This window comes from Bacillus sp. 01N42_2 (genome assembly GCF_056399565.1).
Genome location: NZ_JBFTRO010000008.1, coordinates 1 through 14,479 on the forward strand (window position 1 = coordinate 1; position 14,479 = coordinate 14,479).

At 46.5% G+C, this 14,479-nt stretch carries 12 protein-coding genes and 1 rRNA gene; 6 read left to right on the plus strand and 7 right to left on the minus strand.

From position 1 onward, the window contains the following. The first annotated feature begins 30 nt into the window (after positions 1-30). A 5S ribosomal RNA gene (rrf, locus tag AC1DN5_RS15910) occupies positions 31-146 on the plus strand. A 92-nt stretch (positions 147-238) separates the two neighbouring features. Here rrf and AC1DN5_RS15915 read toward each other — a convergent pair. After that, positions 239-1,450 carry an MFS transporter gene (locus AC1DN5_RS15915; RefSeq protein ID WP_176465408.1) on the minus strand — a complete coding sequence of 404 codons (1,212 nt, stop codon included), beginning with the start codon at positions 1,448-1,450 and terminating at the stop codon, positions 239-241. Between the two features lie 228 nt (positions 1,451-1,678). On the opposite strand from AC1DN5_RS15915, the gene AC1DN5_RS15920 reads away from it, so the two are divergent. The 5 genes from AC1DN5_RS15920 to AC1DN5_RS15940 all read left to right on the plus strand — a co-directional run bounded on the left by AC1DN5_RS15920 (position 1,679) and on the right by AC1DN5_RS15940 (position 7,672). Continuing rightward, positions 1,679-2,947 carry an aspartate aminotransferase family protein gene (locus AC1DN5_RS15920; protein ID WP_016936939.1) on the plus strand — a complete coding sequence of 423 codons (1,269 nt, stop codon included), beginning with the start codon at positions 1,679-1,681 and terminating at the stop codon, positions 2,945-2,947. Beyond that, positions 2,944-3,894, plus strand: coding sequence for an inositol monophosphatase family protein (locus tag AC1DN5_RS15925; RefSeq protein ID WP_366970031.1), 951 nt, complete (start codon positions 2,944-2,946; stop codon positions 3,892-3,894). The genes AC1DN5_RS15920 and AC1DN5_RS15925 overlap by 4 nt, the downstream gene beginning before the upstream one ends. Further along, positions 3,869-4,915 (plus strand): zinc-dependent alcohol dehydrogenase, encoded by a 1,047-nt coding sequence (locus AC1DN5_RS15930; protein WP_327816081.1) that lies wholly within the window; start codon positions 3,869-3,871, stop codon positions 4,913-4,915. Before AC1DN5_RS15925 ends, AC1DN5_RS15930 begins: the two co-directional genes overlap by 26 nt. A 231-nt stretch (positions 4,916-5,146) precedes the next feature. After that, positions 5,147-6,580 (plus strand): SulP family inorganic anion transporter, encoded by a 1,434-nt coding sequence (locus tag AC1DN5_RS15935; protein WP_047476051.1) that lies wholly within the window; start codon positions 5,147-5,149, stop codon positions 6,578-6,580. A gap of 150 nt (positions 6,581-6,730) precedes the next feature. Continuing rightward, positions 6,731-7,672, plus strand: a complete 942-nt coding sequence (locus AC1DN5_RS15940) for a bile acid:sodium symporter family protein (protein WP_099743946.1) — start codon at positions 6,731-6,733, stop codon at positions 7,670-7,672. Here the strand turns inward: AC1DN5_RS15940 and AC1DN5_RS15945 are convergent. From AC1DN5_RS15945 to AC1DN5_RS15970, 6 genes are all read right to left on the minus strand, one after another. Next, complete coding sequence (locus tag AC1DN5_RS15945) at positions 7,661-8,413, minus strand: alpha/beta hydrolase (RefSeq protein WP_366970030.1); 753 nt, start codon at positions 8,411-8,413, stop codon at positions 7,661-7,663. The genes AC1DN5_RS15940 and AC1DN5_RS15945 overlap by 12 nt on opposite strands. Beyond that, complete coding sequence (gene feuC / locus AC1DN5_RS15950) at positions 8,410-9,420, minus strand: iron ABC transporter permease FeuC (RefSeq protein ID WP_342008068.1); 1,011 nt, start codon at positions 9,418-9,420, stop codon at positions 8,410-8,412. Before feuC ends, AC1DN5_RS15945 begins: the two co-directional genes overlap by 4 nt. A gap of 1 nt (position 9,421) precedes the next feature. Continuing rightward, positions 9,422-10,429: a FecCD family ABC transporter permease gene (locus tag AC1DN5_RS15955; RefSeq protein WP_060963731.1), complete on the minus strand. Its 1,008-nt coding sequence runs from the start codon at positions 10,427-10,429 to the stop codon at positions 9,422-9,424. Positions 10,430-10,448: 19 nt separating this feature from the next. Then, a complete protein-coding gene (locus AC1DN5_RS15960; protein ID WP_099743942.1) occupies positions 10,449-11,405 on the minus strand; it encodes an iron-hydroxamate ABC transporter substrate-binding protein in 957 nt (318 codons plus the stop codon). Between the two features lie 87 nt (positions 11,406-11,492). After that, complete coding sequence (btr, locus tag AC1DN5_RS15965; protein ID WP_366970029.1) at positions 11,493-13,088, minus strand: bacillibactin transport transcriptional regulator Btr; 1,596 nt, start codon at positions 13,086-13,088, stop codon at positions 11,493-11,495. A 137-nt stretch (positions 13,089-13,225) separates the two neighbouring features. Further along, positions 13,226-14,470, minus strand: coding sequence for an exo-beta-N-acetylmuramidase NamZ family protein (locus tag AC1DN5_RS15970; RefSeq protein WP_327816073.1), 1,245 nt, complete (start codon positions 14,468-14,470; stop codon positions 13,226-13,228). Between the last annotated feature and the right edge of the window lie 9 nt (positions 14,471-14,479).

A 14,479-nucleotide genomic window follows, 5' to 3' on the forward strand; every position in this document is an offset into this window, starting at 1 on the left:
TATCTAGTTTTGAGAGAACACTCTCAATGGTTTGGTGGCGATAGCGAAGAGGTCACACCCGTTCCCATGCCGAACACGGAAGTTAAGCTCTTCAGCGCCGATGGTAGTCGGGGGTTTCCCCCTGTGAGAGTAGGACGCCGCCAAGCGATCTTGACCCAGTTCATGATGAACTGGGTTTTTTATATGAAAGATGTATATATAAAAAGCTAATGCCTTTCCAAGGCATTAGCTTTTTTGTTTATATTGATTTTGTTTTACTGGTGTGATTTTGAAGACTGTTTGATTTTATTGTTTCGAGCATTCTTAAACTGAACACAATCAGCAGCATAAGAAGCATCAGTGCAGTAAACAGCCAGAACGCGGTTTGAGCGGGGTATTCATCTAAGCTCCAGCCGACGGCGATCGGAAGGAGTGAACCTCCTAATCCATTTGAAGCGAGCAGAATACTGGTGGTCGTTTCTGTCTTTCCAGGATAAAAATGATTGGTGATGATCAGGGCAATTGCAAACATGCCGGCCATGAACAATCCTAAGAAGAAACAAAGGGCAAAACCAAACCATACGTTTTTACTTAAAGCTAGTACAGCAAGTGCAGCCAGACCGCCAATACTTATGATCCGGAGATAACGGTGATAGGTCAGCTTTTCAGATACCGGGCCTGTTAATAACCTGCCGATAATCATCCCGGTCCAATACACTGTTACTGTTATCGTTGCCAAAGAGCTGGGGATATCCCATTTTTCAGCGAAGATGGAGGGGATAAAATGCACAATTGAAACTTCACTGCCGCCGTAAAAGAAGAAATAAGCAGCCCCCAACGCAATAAACAGCAGTCCGTGTGACCGATACCCGGAGCTTTTCTTTTTAGTATCATCAGAAGAGACCTCTTTGCGTATGAGAAGCTCATCAATACTGCCGAAACTCATTTGCTTCCATGCGATTAAAAGTGCAAAACTGGATAACCCTAATACTAAGAAAGCAATTGTCCACATGTGGCTGTTGATAAGAAAGCCTGAGAGCAGAGGCATGAACAACGCCCCTAATCCGTAAGCCACTTCCATCTTGCTCATGGCCACGGCTTGTCTTTCTTTTATAGCTGTGAGGATGATTGTGCCTACGCAAGATTCCACCAATCCTGCGCCAAGTCCTGCGAGGCTGACGAGAAGAAAGAGCAGCGGCCAGGGCGGCAGGAAGGTGATGAAAATTTCACAGCTGATGAGCGCCAGGCCAAGGATAACGGCGTTTTTGCGTCCGAGTTTTTTCACCATGTAAGGCATTCCGATGACACCTATGAGGAAGCCCATGAACTGAGAAAATACTAATACTCCGCCATTACTGTAGCTTTGTGAATAATGTGTGAGTAACTCAGGCAGTACGGCTCCAAGAATGACAAGTGTAAAAGCAATCGATCCATAAGAGAAACAGCTTATCCACAGCAGACGAGTTTTCATCATTTTATCTCCTTATTGGTAAAATAATTTTTCTCTCTACTTGCACGACATGTTGTTTTTACAAAAAATCCAAGTATTGTTACTATATCACATAACCTTTTCACGTACATCCCTTATGGTAACGTTAACAAATTGTTAACATTTTTTACAAGAAAGATCGTTGACATTATTTTCAATAATTAATACGATAAAAAGCGAGTTTCTAATAATTTCATAGGGGTGGTATTTGTGGGAACGAAGGAAATCACGAATCCAGACAGCTTGTATTACAGTGTTGACGACGTAGTCATGGAGCGCGGAGAAGGGATTTACCTGTACGACCAAGAGGGAAATGAGTATATTGATTGCGCCTCTGCCACATTTAACTTGAATTTAGGATACGGTAACAAAGAGGTCATTGATACGGTTAAAGATCAAGCCGACAAGCTGATCCATGTGACATCGTCCTTTCAAACAGATGCCGTAAATAAACTAGCAGAAAAACTAGTAGAAATCGCCCCCGATAATCTCACAAAAGTACACCCTAAAGTCAGCAGCGGTTCCGGTGCAAATGAAGGAGCTATTAAAATGGCTCAGTATTACTCCGGAAAAACCGATGTCATCTCCTTATTTCGAAGCCACCTCGGACAAACGTATATGACTTCCGCTTTGTCCGGCAACTCATTCAGAAAAGAACCTTTCCCGCCGCAAATTTCTTTTGGCTTACAAGTTCCAGATCCCTATTGCAGCCGCTGTTTTTATAATCAGAAACCGGATTCGTGCGGTATGCTGTGCGTAGAAAGAATTAACGATTTTATTGAGTATGCGAGCAATGGAAAAATTGCCGCCATGATTATTGAGCCGATATCCGGAAATGGCGGAAACGTCGTCCCGCCTAAAGAGTATTTTAAACAGCTGAGAAAGCTTTGTGATGAACATGAAATCGCCCTGATCTTTGATGAAATTCAGACCGGGTTCGGACGGACGGGCAAAATGTTTGCCGCAGACCATTTCGATGTGAAACCTAATATGATGACGGTAGCAAAAGGGCTCGGAGGCACAGGCTTCCAAGTCGCCGCCACTCTGACGGAGGACAAGTACACCGGGCTTCCGGGGTATACGCATTCCTTCACGTACGGGTCAAATGTGATGGCCGCCGCTGCCGCTTGTAAAACCATAGATATCATGCAGCGTCCGGGATTTTTGGAGAACGTAACGACAGTCGGTCATTATATTATGGATTGCTTAGAAACGATGAAAGAGGATTTTGCTTTTATTTCTGAGGTAAGAGGCGTCGGTCTGATGATCGGTGTGGAAATTGTCAAAGAGAACAATGAACCGGATGTGGAATTGACCAATTATATTGCCAAACGGGCGATGGATTACGGGCTGATTCTCCGGACATCCCGTTACGGATTCGGAAATGTATTTAAAATCCGTCCGCCTTTAACCATTACACTTAGTGAAGCTGAGGTGCTCTGCTACAGACTTCGCAAGCTATTGGAGGAAATCAAGTGAGAAACTATATCATTGAGCTTGGACAATTTGTTTATCAAAAGGTGAAAAATCAAAAAGGCACACTGAAAAACCGGCTTGTTAACGGATATTCACCTGGTGGCGACGCGCAATTTAATATAGACGCCGCTGCTGAGGAGGCGGTGCTGGATTATATCCACGAAAAGGGCCATCCGGTTGCTTTTTACACGGAGGATGGCGGCCTGAAGCTGATTGGAGAAGATCCGCAATATATTTTAATTGTAGATCCGATAGACGGAACGCGTCCGGCCGCCGCGGGGCTTGAAATGTCATGTATCTCGATTGCGCTTGCTTCATATAAGCCAAACGCAAAGATTAAGGATATCGAATTTGCTTTTTTGCTTGAATTGAAATCGGGCGCTTACATGTACGGTGATATTTACAGTGATGCCATTCAGTTTGAGGGGTATCAGGGAGAATTGCCGAATTTGAGCGGAGTGCAGGATATTAAGAATATGTTTTGGAGCCTTGAGTTTAACGGGCATCCGGCGCAGCTGATGACGGACGCATACGGTCATCTGATTGACCGGTCGGCCAATAACGGAGGAGTCTTTGTTTTCAACAGCGCTTCTTATTCGATTTCACGAATTATTACGGGGCAGATGGATGCTTATGTGGATATCGGCAATCGTCTGCTAAAAGATGATCCGAAACTGCTTTCAGATTTTCAGCAGGTCGGGAACGGACAGGTGCTGCACTTATTTCCTTATGACATTGCCGCAAGCGTCTTTTTGGCAAAGAAAGCGGGAGTGGTCATTACAGATGCGTACGGCCGGTCTTTGGACGAAACGCTTCTGACAGATTTAAGTTATCAGAATCAGCAATCGTGTATTGCGGCATCAACGAAGGAGCTTCATCAAACATTATTAGACCAAATCCGCTGGGGCAGAAAGGAAGAGAGATATGAAAGCGTTGGTCTGGACTCCTAATGATAAGCTTGAATATCAAGAGGTGGACGAGCCTCAAATTCGAAAATCCAATGATGTGAAGGTGAAAATTTTCGGCACCGGAATTTGCGGCACGGACTTAAATGTGCTGAAGGGAAAAATGAATGCGACCCATCATATGATTATGGGGCATGAATCCGTGGGAGCGGTCACGGAAGTCGGGCCGGACGTGACAAATGTAAAAGTCGGAGACCGCGTCGTGATAGATCCTACGCAGTTTTGCGGGAAATGCCATTTTTGCCGGAGAGGGCTGACGTGTTATTGCGAAACCTTCGAGGATTGGCAGCTCGGAATCGGGGCGCACGGGACGTTTGCGGAATATTACGTGGGGGAAGACAGGTTCATGTACAAAATTCCGGATTCAATGGAATGGGAGCGGGCCACATTGGTTGAACCTCTCTCCTGTGTGCTGAATGTTGTGGATAAGGCTTCGATTCAGCCGGAAGACTCGGTTTTGGTATTGGGATCCGGACCGATCGGACTGCTTGTGCAAATGATGGTGAAAAAACTGGCGCGATTGACGGTTGCGACTGAAATAGGCAGTTTCCGGAGCGAGGCGGCAAGCCGGATATCGGATTATGTCTACCATCCTGAAGCATTAACTGTAGATGAAGTGAAACGGATTAATCAAGGAAGAAAATTTGATGTGATATTTGACGCAATCGGCAACCAGCTTGATTGGGCTTATCCTTTTATTGAAAAGGGAGGCAGAATTGTGCCGATGGGCTTTGATGATACGTATGAGATGACGGTCAGGCCGTACCAGCTGCTGTCAAACGGCGTGACGATTGTGGGCACAGGTGAAGCCCGGCAGATCATGGAAGCCGCGTTAGCATGCGCATCCGATCTCCCCCAGCTCTATGATTTCATTACTGAGAAGACAGAACTAAAGAATTATGAAGAAGCCATTGATCATCTCATGGGCATCGACCCGGTGACAAAAGAAAGAAAGGATATCAGTGCAATAAAAACCATTCTTGTGTCTGATCCGGAACTTTTATAAAAGCGGAAGCGGCTCCAGTGAGAGCCGTTTTCTTTTCTTATTTATACGGTCTTGCACATTTCTTTAAAGTTTAATATGATACTCTTTGTTAACCATTCCTTTCCTCAACGACATGATACTCTGAGCGTGTCCCCTTTTTCCCCGTAAGCTTGCCTCATATTCCCCAGATGAAAATCAATGTTTCCAACTGATAGGGTGCGGATTTTTATAGTAAAAAGGAGTCGTTATCATTTGAAAGATTATACGTTACAGCAGCAGTGGTTCGGGAATGTCCGGAAAGACATTCTGGCGGGTATCCTTGTTGCTCTCGCTCTGATCCCTGAGGCGATCGGGTTTTCAATTATTGCAGGTGTCGATCCGATGGTCGGCCTTTATGCATCATTTTGTATCGCGATTATTATTTCTATCTTTGGCGGCAGACCGGGAATGATTTCAGCCGCTACGGGTTCAATGGCGGTTGTTATGGTGACATTGGTGGCCGATTACGGACTGCAGTATTTGTTTGCGGCAACCATTTTGACAGGTATTATTCAATTTATTCTTGGTGTCAGTAAGATAGCGAGATTGATGAAATTTATTCCGCGTTCGGTCATGATCGGATTTGTGAACGCCTTGGCGATCTTAATTTTTTCTGCGCAGCTCCCGCAGTTCAAAGGGGCTTCATGGGTCATGTATGCCATGCTTGCCGGATCACTGGCTATCATATATGTATTGCCGAAGATTACGACTGCCGTGCCGTCTCCGCTGGTGGCGATTATTGTCATGACGGTTATTGCGGTGGTTTTCCATGCGGACGTCCGCACAGTCGGTGATATGGGCGGAATTACAAGTGCACTTCCGCATTTTTTGATACCGGATGTTCCGTGGACGTTTGAGACATTGCGGATTATTTTCCCGTATTCATTGGCGCTTGCATTCGTCGGATTGCTTGAGTCGCTGCTGACGGCCCAGATCATTGATGAAATGACGGATACGGATAGTGATAAGAACAAAGAAAGCCGCGGACAAGGCATCGCCAATATTGTGAACGGCTTTTTCGGAGGCATGGCTGGATGCGCCATGATCGGCCAGTCTGTCATTAATACGAAAGCTGGCGGACGGGGCCGGCTATCGGCTTTTACGGCCGGAGCGTTTTTAATGTTTTTAATTGCCGTATTAAGCGGCATCGTCGTGAAAATTCCGATGGCTGCGCTGGTGGCGGTGATGGTTATGGTATCCATCGGCACGTTTGACTGGTCGTCGATTAAAGGTTTGCGGAAAGCGCCCCTCACTGATTCGATCGTTATGGTTATTACCGTCGTGACGGTCGTTCTGACCAATGATTTATCAAAGGGTGTTTTCGCGGGTGTGCTGCTAAGCACGATCTTTTTCACGGCTAAAATTTCTAAGCTGAAAATTGTGTCACATTCCGAACAGAATGATGTCAGAACATATAAGGTAACGGGACAGATCTTTTTTGCTTCCGTGTCTGAGCTGATGAATGCGATCGTTTATGATGAAGGTGTGAAGCGGATTGTCATTGATTTGACTAATGCTCATGTCTGGGATGATTCTGGAGCGGCGGCTCTTGAGAAAATTGTCGGCAAATGTAAAGAATACGGGATTGAAGCTGAATTAAAGGGATTAAATCAGAAAAGCCGAGATTTAATGAAACAAATGGCATAGGATTTGTGAAGTCCGGATGAATATATCCGGGCTTTTTTTCGGTTAAATTCGCCGGTGTGCATTGTTATAATGAATGAGACTTGAAAACCGTATATAGGGGACTTGCATATGATGTGGCTTCAGAAGTTGAACCAAGTGTTGGGGAGAATCATGCCGCTGTTGACTCCGTCAAGTGTAGCGGCGGGTGTGCTGTTATCTCAGCATATCAGCTGGATGGCCGGCGCTGTGCCGTGGATTTTTGCATTTATTACATTTACGGGCAGTCTGAGTGCCAATTTTCAATCGCTGAAGCGCAGTATTGAGCAGCCGCTCCCGATGATTATGGCATTGTTTGTTCTGCATATTTTCATGCCTGTTTTTGCATGGGGAAGCGGCCATCTGATATTCAGCGGTGACCCTTTAACCGTGACGGGGCTGATTATGGGTGTGGTAATCCCGACCGGAATTACGAGTTTGATTTGGGCTGCGATGTATAAGGGAAATGTCGGATTGACGCTGTCTATTATCCTTGTTGATACCGTGCTGTCTCCTTTTATCGTACCGTTAAGCCTTTCTGTCCTGGCCGGGGCGAATGTTCAGATGGATGTATGGGGAATGATGAAAGGGCTGGCGGAAATGGTGGTGATCCCGTCTATCGCAGGGATGATGGTCAACCAGTTCTCTCCGCCGGTAAGGACTCAGGCGATAAGCCGGTCACTGTCTCCATTTTCAAAAATCTGTCTGATGATTGTCATCGCCATTAACAGTTCGGAAATCGCGCCGTATGTCACGCACGTGGATATCAAGTTTGCGGGCATCGCGGCTATGGTATTTTTTATTGCCATGACGGGTTATGCCGTGGCTTGGCTGATCGGAAGGCTGATGAAGCGGAGCCGGGATGAAATTGTGTCTCTGATTTATACGGGAGGCATGCGTAATATCAGTGCGGGAGCTGTTCTTGCCGTTTCTTTTTTTCCGTCCCAAGTGGCGGTTCCGGTCGTCATCGGGATGCTTTTTCAGCAAATCCTTGCCGCTTTGTTCGGCTATTTGCTGAGACGTTTTGAACTTAAACCGGTCGTGATGAAGTATGAAAAAAACCGCTCAGCCACGTGAGCGGTTTTTTCCGTATAGCCAGCTTAGAGCTGAATTGAATTGTCTTTTGAACGCTTCTTGATGGTGCACGGCGCCCTCTTCGATCGTGAATGAGAGCTGAGCTTGAGAAAAGCCTTTTTGCCTCAGGCTTTTGTACACGTCTTTATTTTGTCGGATCATGGTGTTTTGGATGTTACATTTTTGCTCTGCTTCACGGCTTCCGACAGACATGTAGATACGCTGCCGTGCCGGCTGCAAAGACGCGGAGCGGACAAAGTCAGCCGATTTTTCATACCAAAAGGACCCGGAAATACAGCCGATTCTGCCGAATGTTTCAGGCTTCAGTAACATCGCATATATCGAGAACAGTCCTCCTAATGATGCGCCGATCAGTCCTCTTGTATCCGGATGGGCAGACATGGGATTCATACTTTCAATCGTTGGGATGATGACATTTGTCAGCTCCTCAAGAAAGAGGCTCCCTTTGCCGCCGAAATCAGGAAACGCAGGACTCAGAGAAGGTACAGGCCATGGCGTGTACTCATCGAGCCTGTTATCCGGTTTGATGCCGGCGAGAATCAATTCAGGGAGTTTTCCGTTTACGAATTGGAGTTCAAGCTTTTCCATCTGCTCTAAAAACAAATCGCCCCCATCAAGCACGTAGACACAGGGTAAAGCCCTCGTTTGAACCGGAGCGGATGGAGGAAGGTATACCGTGCATTCCTTTCCGTTTATCCGGTGTTTTGTAAGTGTGCCTCTCAAGCATCCAACCCCTTTTTTTGCTTAAACAGAAGAAAAAAGAAATAAGGAACGCCGAGAATCGCAAGAATAATGCCCGCCGGCACCTCTGAAGGCTGAAAGAATAATTTGCCCGCAAAATCGGCGGAGATGACGAGCAGCATGCCGACCAGTCCGCTGACAGGTAATGAATATCTGTGTTCAATGCTGGCAAGCCTGCGGGAAATATGAGGCGCGATCAGTCCGACAAATGCCATGCTGCCCGCTGCGGTTACACATGCGCTGATCAAAGCGATGCAGGCAACGAGTAAAATGGTTTTTTCTTTATTGGTTGAGACTCCGAGGCTTTTCACCGTGTCCTCATCGAAACGAATGGTATCCAGCAATGACGTTTTTGCCATCAGCAGAGGAATGAACACGATCAGCCACGGCAGTATTGCGGTAATGGTCATCCAGTTTGCCGACCAGATGCTGCCGTTCTTCCAGACCATCGCCATCTCATAATCCTGCGGGTCCATTTTTAATGAAAGAAATAAAGACAGCGCGCTGAATCCGGAATTCATGGCGATTCCCACAAGAATAATTCTTCCGGATTCTAAATGCCCCCGGTGCCAGGCGAAAATATAAATCAGCACGGCAGCCATTAATCCGCCGATGAGCCCAAAGACAGGCATGCCCATTGCGGAGGCAAGCGCCGTCGCTTCAGATTGACCCTGAAACAGAAGCATAAACGTGACGATTCCCGCACCGGCTCCGGCATTGATGCCCAGAATGCCGGGATCGGCAAGCCCGTTCTTGGTAACGGCCTGAATAACGGCTCCGGCTATCCCCAATCCGAGTCCGACGGCAGCCGCCATGACAATACGCGGCAGCCTCAGCTGAAACAGCAAAATGTCATATTGAGGATTCGGATGGATGCGGAAAAGCGCACTGAGCAGTTCACCCGGTTTTGCTGAAAAAGGCCCGCTGGTCATGCTGAAATAACTTACGAGCAGGATGAGAGCAATCAGAATGATATAGATTCCGGCCATTTTACGCACCACGCTGATCCCCTCCTTTTCTTTTAATCAAATAAAGAAAGAAAGGAACACCGATGATAGAAGTGACAACTTCAATAGGCGTCTCAAACGGATAATTGATCAATCGGCTGGCAAGGTCGCAAAGGGTCAGGAAGACGCCGCCGATGATGCACGCACAGGGAATCAGCCGGCTGTAGTCCGATCCGACGAGAAAACGGGTGATGTGCGGAACGACCAAACCGACAAAGGCAATTTTTCCGGCGAGCGCCACCGAGCTTCCGGTCAATATGACAACGGCCGCCATTGCCATGAGTTTGATGGTTCTTTTCTGCTGTCCCAGACTTTTTGAAATGTCGTCTCCTAATGATACGGCTGTGACCTTTTTGCTGAGAATCATGGCTGTGATGATTCCGAGTGCAAAAAACGGGACGGCCAGTTTCAAAAAATCAGGGTTCATTTGATGCAGTCTCGCACTGTACCAAAAACTGAGATCCTGCGAGATTTGAAAATAAATCGAAAGCGCAGCCGACAGACTGCTGAGAAGCATACTGGTCACCGTTCCGATAATGGCAAGCTGCACCGGGGTAAAACCGCCGGGAAGAATGGAGGCCAGCCCGAAAACAAGGGCAGCGCCGAATGCGGAACCGACAAACGAGTATATGATCATTTCAATGGATGTTGATTGAGGGAGCAATACCATGCAAAGGGTAATGATAAAAGCGGAGCCGTCCGACACACCCATGATCGAAGGCGAGGCCAGATAGTTCCGTGTGATTCCCTGCATGAGCGCCCCGGAAACAGCAAGGGCGGCGCCGATAAACATCGCGCCAACCGCCCTCGGGATTCTTGAATGCCATATGATCTGATGGTCGGTATTCTCCGGATTAAAGTGCAGCAATGCGGAGAACACGGTATGGAAGTCAAGCTGCTTTGCGCCGTATAAAACGGAAAGCAGCAGTGACAGAACAATGGCAATCGGTGAAGCGATGATAATAATGTGTGTCCGCCGTTTTGCATACATGTGAAAAACCTACTCTTTATTAGTCTTGAGTCAATTTGTCAGCCGCAACCTGTAAGAAGCGGATTTTACTCCAAGCGGTACCGCCTTGGGCTAATGGATCGATCGTATTGACGTATACATGGTCTTTTTTGACTGCCGTCAGGCTCTTCCAAATCGGATTTTTCTCTAAGTCCTTCAAAGCATCCGGCTTATCTGCGTTTTCATCATCAGAAAATTGTACGAATATATGGTCGGGGTTCATTTCGCTTAATTTTTCAAGAGAAATCAGCTCCTGCGCTTTCGCTGCTTTCACTTCGTCCGGCGCCTTCAGGCCTAAATCACCGTAAAGCGTAGAGTTGAAATAAACTTGTTCAGGGTAAATGTAAATATTGCCTTGTCTGATTCTGATGACCAGTGCGTTTGCCTGTTTTGCTTTGCTGTTCATCTTTGTTTTCGTCTTTTTCAGATCCTGGTTGTAATCAGCAATGATTTTTTTCGCTTTTTCCTCTTTGCCTGTTAGCTGGGCAAGCAGCATCATGTTCTCTTTCCAGTTTGATGAGATATGAGAGACAGGAATGGTCTCAGCCGTGCCGCTCAATTTTTTTATCGTTTTTTCAGGGAACTTGGTTGATGCCAGAATGACGTCCGGCTGCAGTTCAAGAATTTTCTCCATATTCGGCTGCATTTTTTCACCTGTTGATACGGATTTATCTGTAATATCTTTAAACAGTTCCGGGAATTTGCCGGAGAATGATATCGCTCCTGCCGGATGGACGTCGAGCAATTTGGCGTCTTCCATTGATTCTACGCTGCCCGTAATGGCGATTTTGTCAGTCGGCGCTTTGACTTCGTATGTTTTTCCGAGATATTCGATTTTCTTTTTATTTGAAGAAGCGTCCTTACCTTTACTTGCTGTATCAGATGTTTCTGAGCTTCCGCAAGCCGCGGCCGTGAAAGCCAAAAGCAAAATCATGAAAGCGAATGCCAATTTCTTCATCTATTGTTCCTCCTGTTCAATTGATAACTATTATCAATTGGAATTATAGAGAATGAACAAAGATAAGACCATGGACAATTTCCGGTATTACCATGGACGATCTTCGGAAAAAAAGGAAATGCTTTGTTCAATCATCCGCTGATGCCCGCTTGGAGAATATTCAATCCACGGGTCAGATGAAATGGGAAACACTCGTTTATTGCTGACGGCTCTAAGGTTCTGCCATATTTCAGACTGCTGGATGCGCTGAAAATAGCGAAGCGTTTCTGGTTCTTTGCAAGTGAAAAGCATGATGCAGTCAGCCTGGCAATCCGCCAGCATTTCCAATGAAATCTTTTCGTCGGGAGCAAAAGATTCCGGTTTTGCGGAGGCAAAGCCCAGATCACCGAAGAAAACATCCTCAATGCTGTTGTTATGGGCGATATACATATTTTCTTTATATACACGGACAAATAAGAAACGCTGATGCCGCACGTGTTCAAGAGCGTCTTTTGCTGAGTGTGCGAGATTTTGATAGGCTTCAAGCCAGTGCCGGGCTTCCTGTTCTTCATTCAAGTATGCAGCTGCGTAAAGAAACTGGTCTTTCCAATTGTCTTGAGTCGGAATGTAGAAAACTTCGGTGATGTCATTCAGACGCTGTTTTTCTTCTTCACTGACAGAATCCAGACTGAAAATGATGTCCGGCGCAGCTTGAGACAGCGTATGCAGGTTCTCTTCCCAATTTGCGTTATAGCGGTAAGCGCTGAGGTGCACGGGAATGTCTGAAGAGAATTGTTTATAGTAATAGGCCGTCCATTTCGGATGAAGCGTTGCAGCGTAAGGCACGTGATGCAGAGGAATCAAATGTCCCATCATTTCTTTCCCGTACGCGGCCATTTTTGTGCGCCTTTTTTTCATATAGCTTGTAGGTGAGCTGCCCGTACGTTTTTTAAAGATGCGGCTGAAATAAAATTCGTCTTGGTAGCCGATTTGATGAGCGATTTCCCGCAGTTTGCAGCTGGCCTTGGCCATCAGTTTTTTCGCATTGGTTATGCGGATGTCTGTGATATATTCTGTTACGCTTTGTCCATATAGTTTTTTAAAGGTTTCACTGTAATGCTTAGGACTGATTCCCGCCATTTGAGCAAGCTGGGTGAGTGTGATTTTTGTGTCGGACTGGGCATGTATGAATTGTTTTGTCTGTTCGATCGCCGCTTTCGTATTGTTTTGATGGCACACTTTTGCGGCATAAAGGTCGTACATCAGCTGCTGAAAGTCGGCTGTTGATTTCATTTTCTGCAATTCATCCGCCGATCGCGCGTTTTCGGAAAGTGACTGAAGCCGGCTTGTCAGGTGTTCAACCGTTTGCAAATTCATTTGCTGAAGTCCGCGGAAGATGTCTCCCCCGTTATCCGGAAGCATCGCTTTATCATCTGATGAATATGAGAAAATACGGAGTCTGACGATATACAAATGGATGCCGTCTGACGGTGCAGGGTCAATATTGAATGTCTCATCACAAGGACAGATGTAGAGCGTCTCCTTCTGTAGCGGGAAGCTGTCTGTTCCGATATCAATTTGTCCCTCGCCTGTCACATGAAAGATCAGTACCGGAGAATCAGTGAGCTGATGCTCTGACAAAAGGTCTGCTGTTTTTTTTACGGAGATGATATCAATTGGCTGAAAGAATAATGTGTTTTTCATGAGAAACCACCTTTTAGGAAACATTCATTTAAATGATAACTGTTATCATTTGAATTGTACCAAATAAATGAATGTTTTCCTATAAAAAGCGGAAATGTGAAATGCGTCAAAATGTTACACGTGTAACACGAATGTTGTCAGTATATGAGGTATTGCTTTCTTACAAGCTTGAATTGGTCAAGCCGGCGTTGATATGTGCTGGTGATGTCTTGAATGGAAGCGCCTTGTTCTATTTTTTTGCGTACCCAGCCGTTGCCGATCAGCTTGTCAAAAGCTCCTGTCGGCAGAAATGAGAAGTCATTCGGATATAAGTCATGCATGGTTTTCAGAATGGAGAGCCCTGTTTTTGCCGCTTCAAAGGTGTTTCTGTTCGTTACGTAGACTTGTACGCCGTGGCATAGCTTGCCCTGGTGCTTGGAGAAGCTGGGGATAAATGAAGCGGCTCTGAAGGTGACGCCCGGAAGCTTGAGACTGTTAAGGCGTTCTTCGAGCTCGGTGCTTTTCATATAAGGTGCGCCGATAAGTTCAAACGGCTTTGTCGTGCCCCTTCCTTCGGATACGTTCGTGCCTTCGATTAGTCCTGTCGCCGAATAAGCGAATATGCTGTCCGGGGTCGGGATGTTAGGCGAAGGGAGGACGAACGGCAGACCGGTATCTTCAATGGTCATCGTCCGCTTCCAACGCTTCATCTTTACGACGGTGAGATCGGCGCCAATATGAAACTCTTGATTGAATAAAAGAGCAAGCTCGCCGATGGTCATGCCGTGTTTCAGCGGGATTGGATACAGTCCGACAAATGAAGCGTAGTCAGGCTCAAGAACCGGGCCGTCCGGATGTCGTCCGCCTTGCGGATTCGGCCGGTCCAAGACATAAAAAGGAATGCCTTTTTCTTTGGCCGCCTCCATGGCATAGGCCATTGTATAAATGTAAGTGTAGTATCGCATTCCGACATCCTGGATATCGAAAATCAGCACATCGGTATCTTTCAGCATGTCAGGCGTCGGTTTCCTCGTTTCTCCGTAAAGGCTGTAGACGGGAAGCCCTGTTTTTTCATCTATATAGGATGTGACTTTGTCTCCGGCCTGAGCGTCGCCGCGAACACCGTGCTCGGGTCCGAATAATGCCGTCAAATGCATGTCTTGTGCCTCATAAAGCACGTCAACGCTGCTTTTTAATGTTGAGTTCACACCGGTCGGATTAGTGATCAGACCGATTCTTTTTCCCTTCAGCTCTTGTTTATAATCTTTCAGCAGGCGGTCAATGCCTGTCTGGATGGTTGGTTTTTTGGCAGTGTGTGTGTTTCTGTCAGAAGCCGCCGAGACTGCCGTCATAGCACTGATGACGACAAGTCCGGCGAGAAGTGCAGCCGTATGTGTTTTCATGATCAGCCC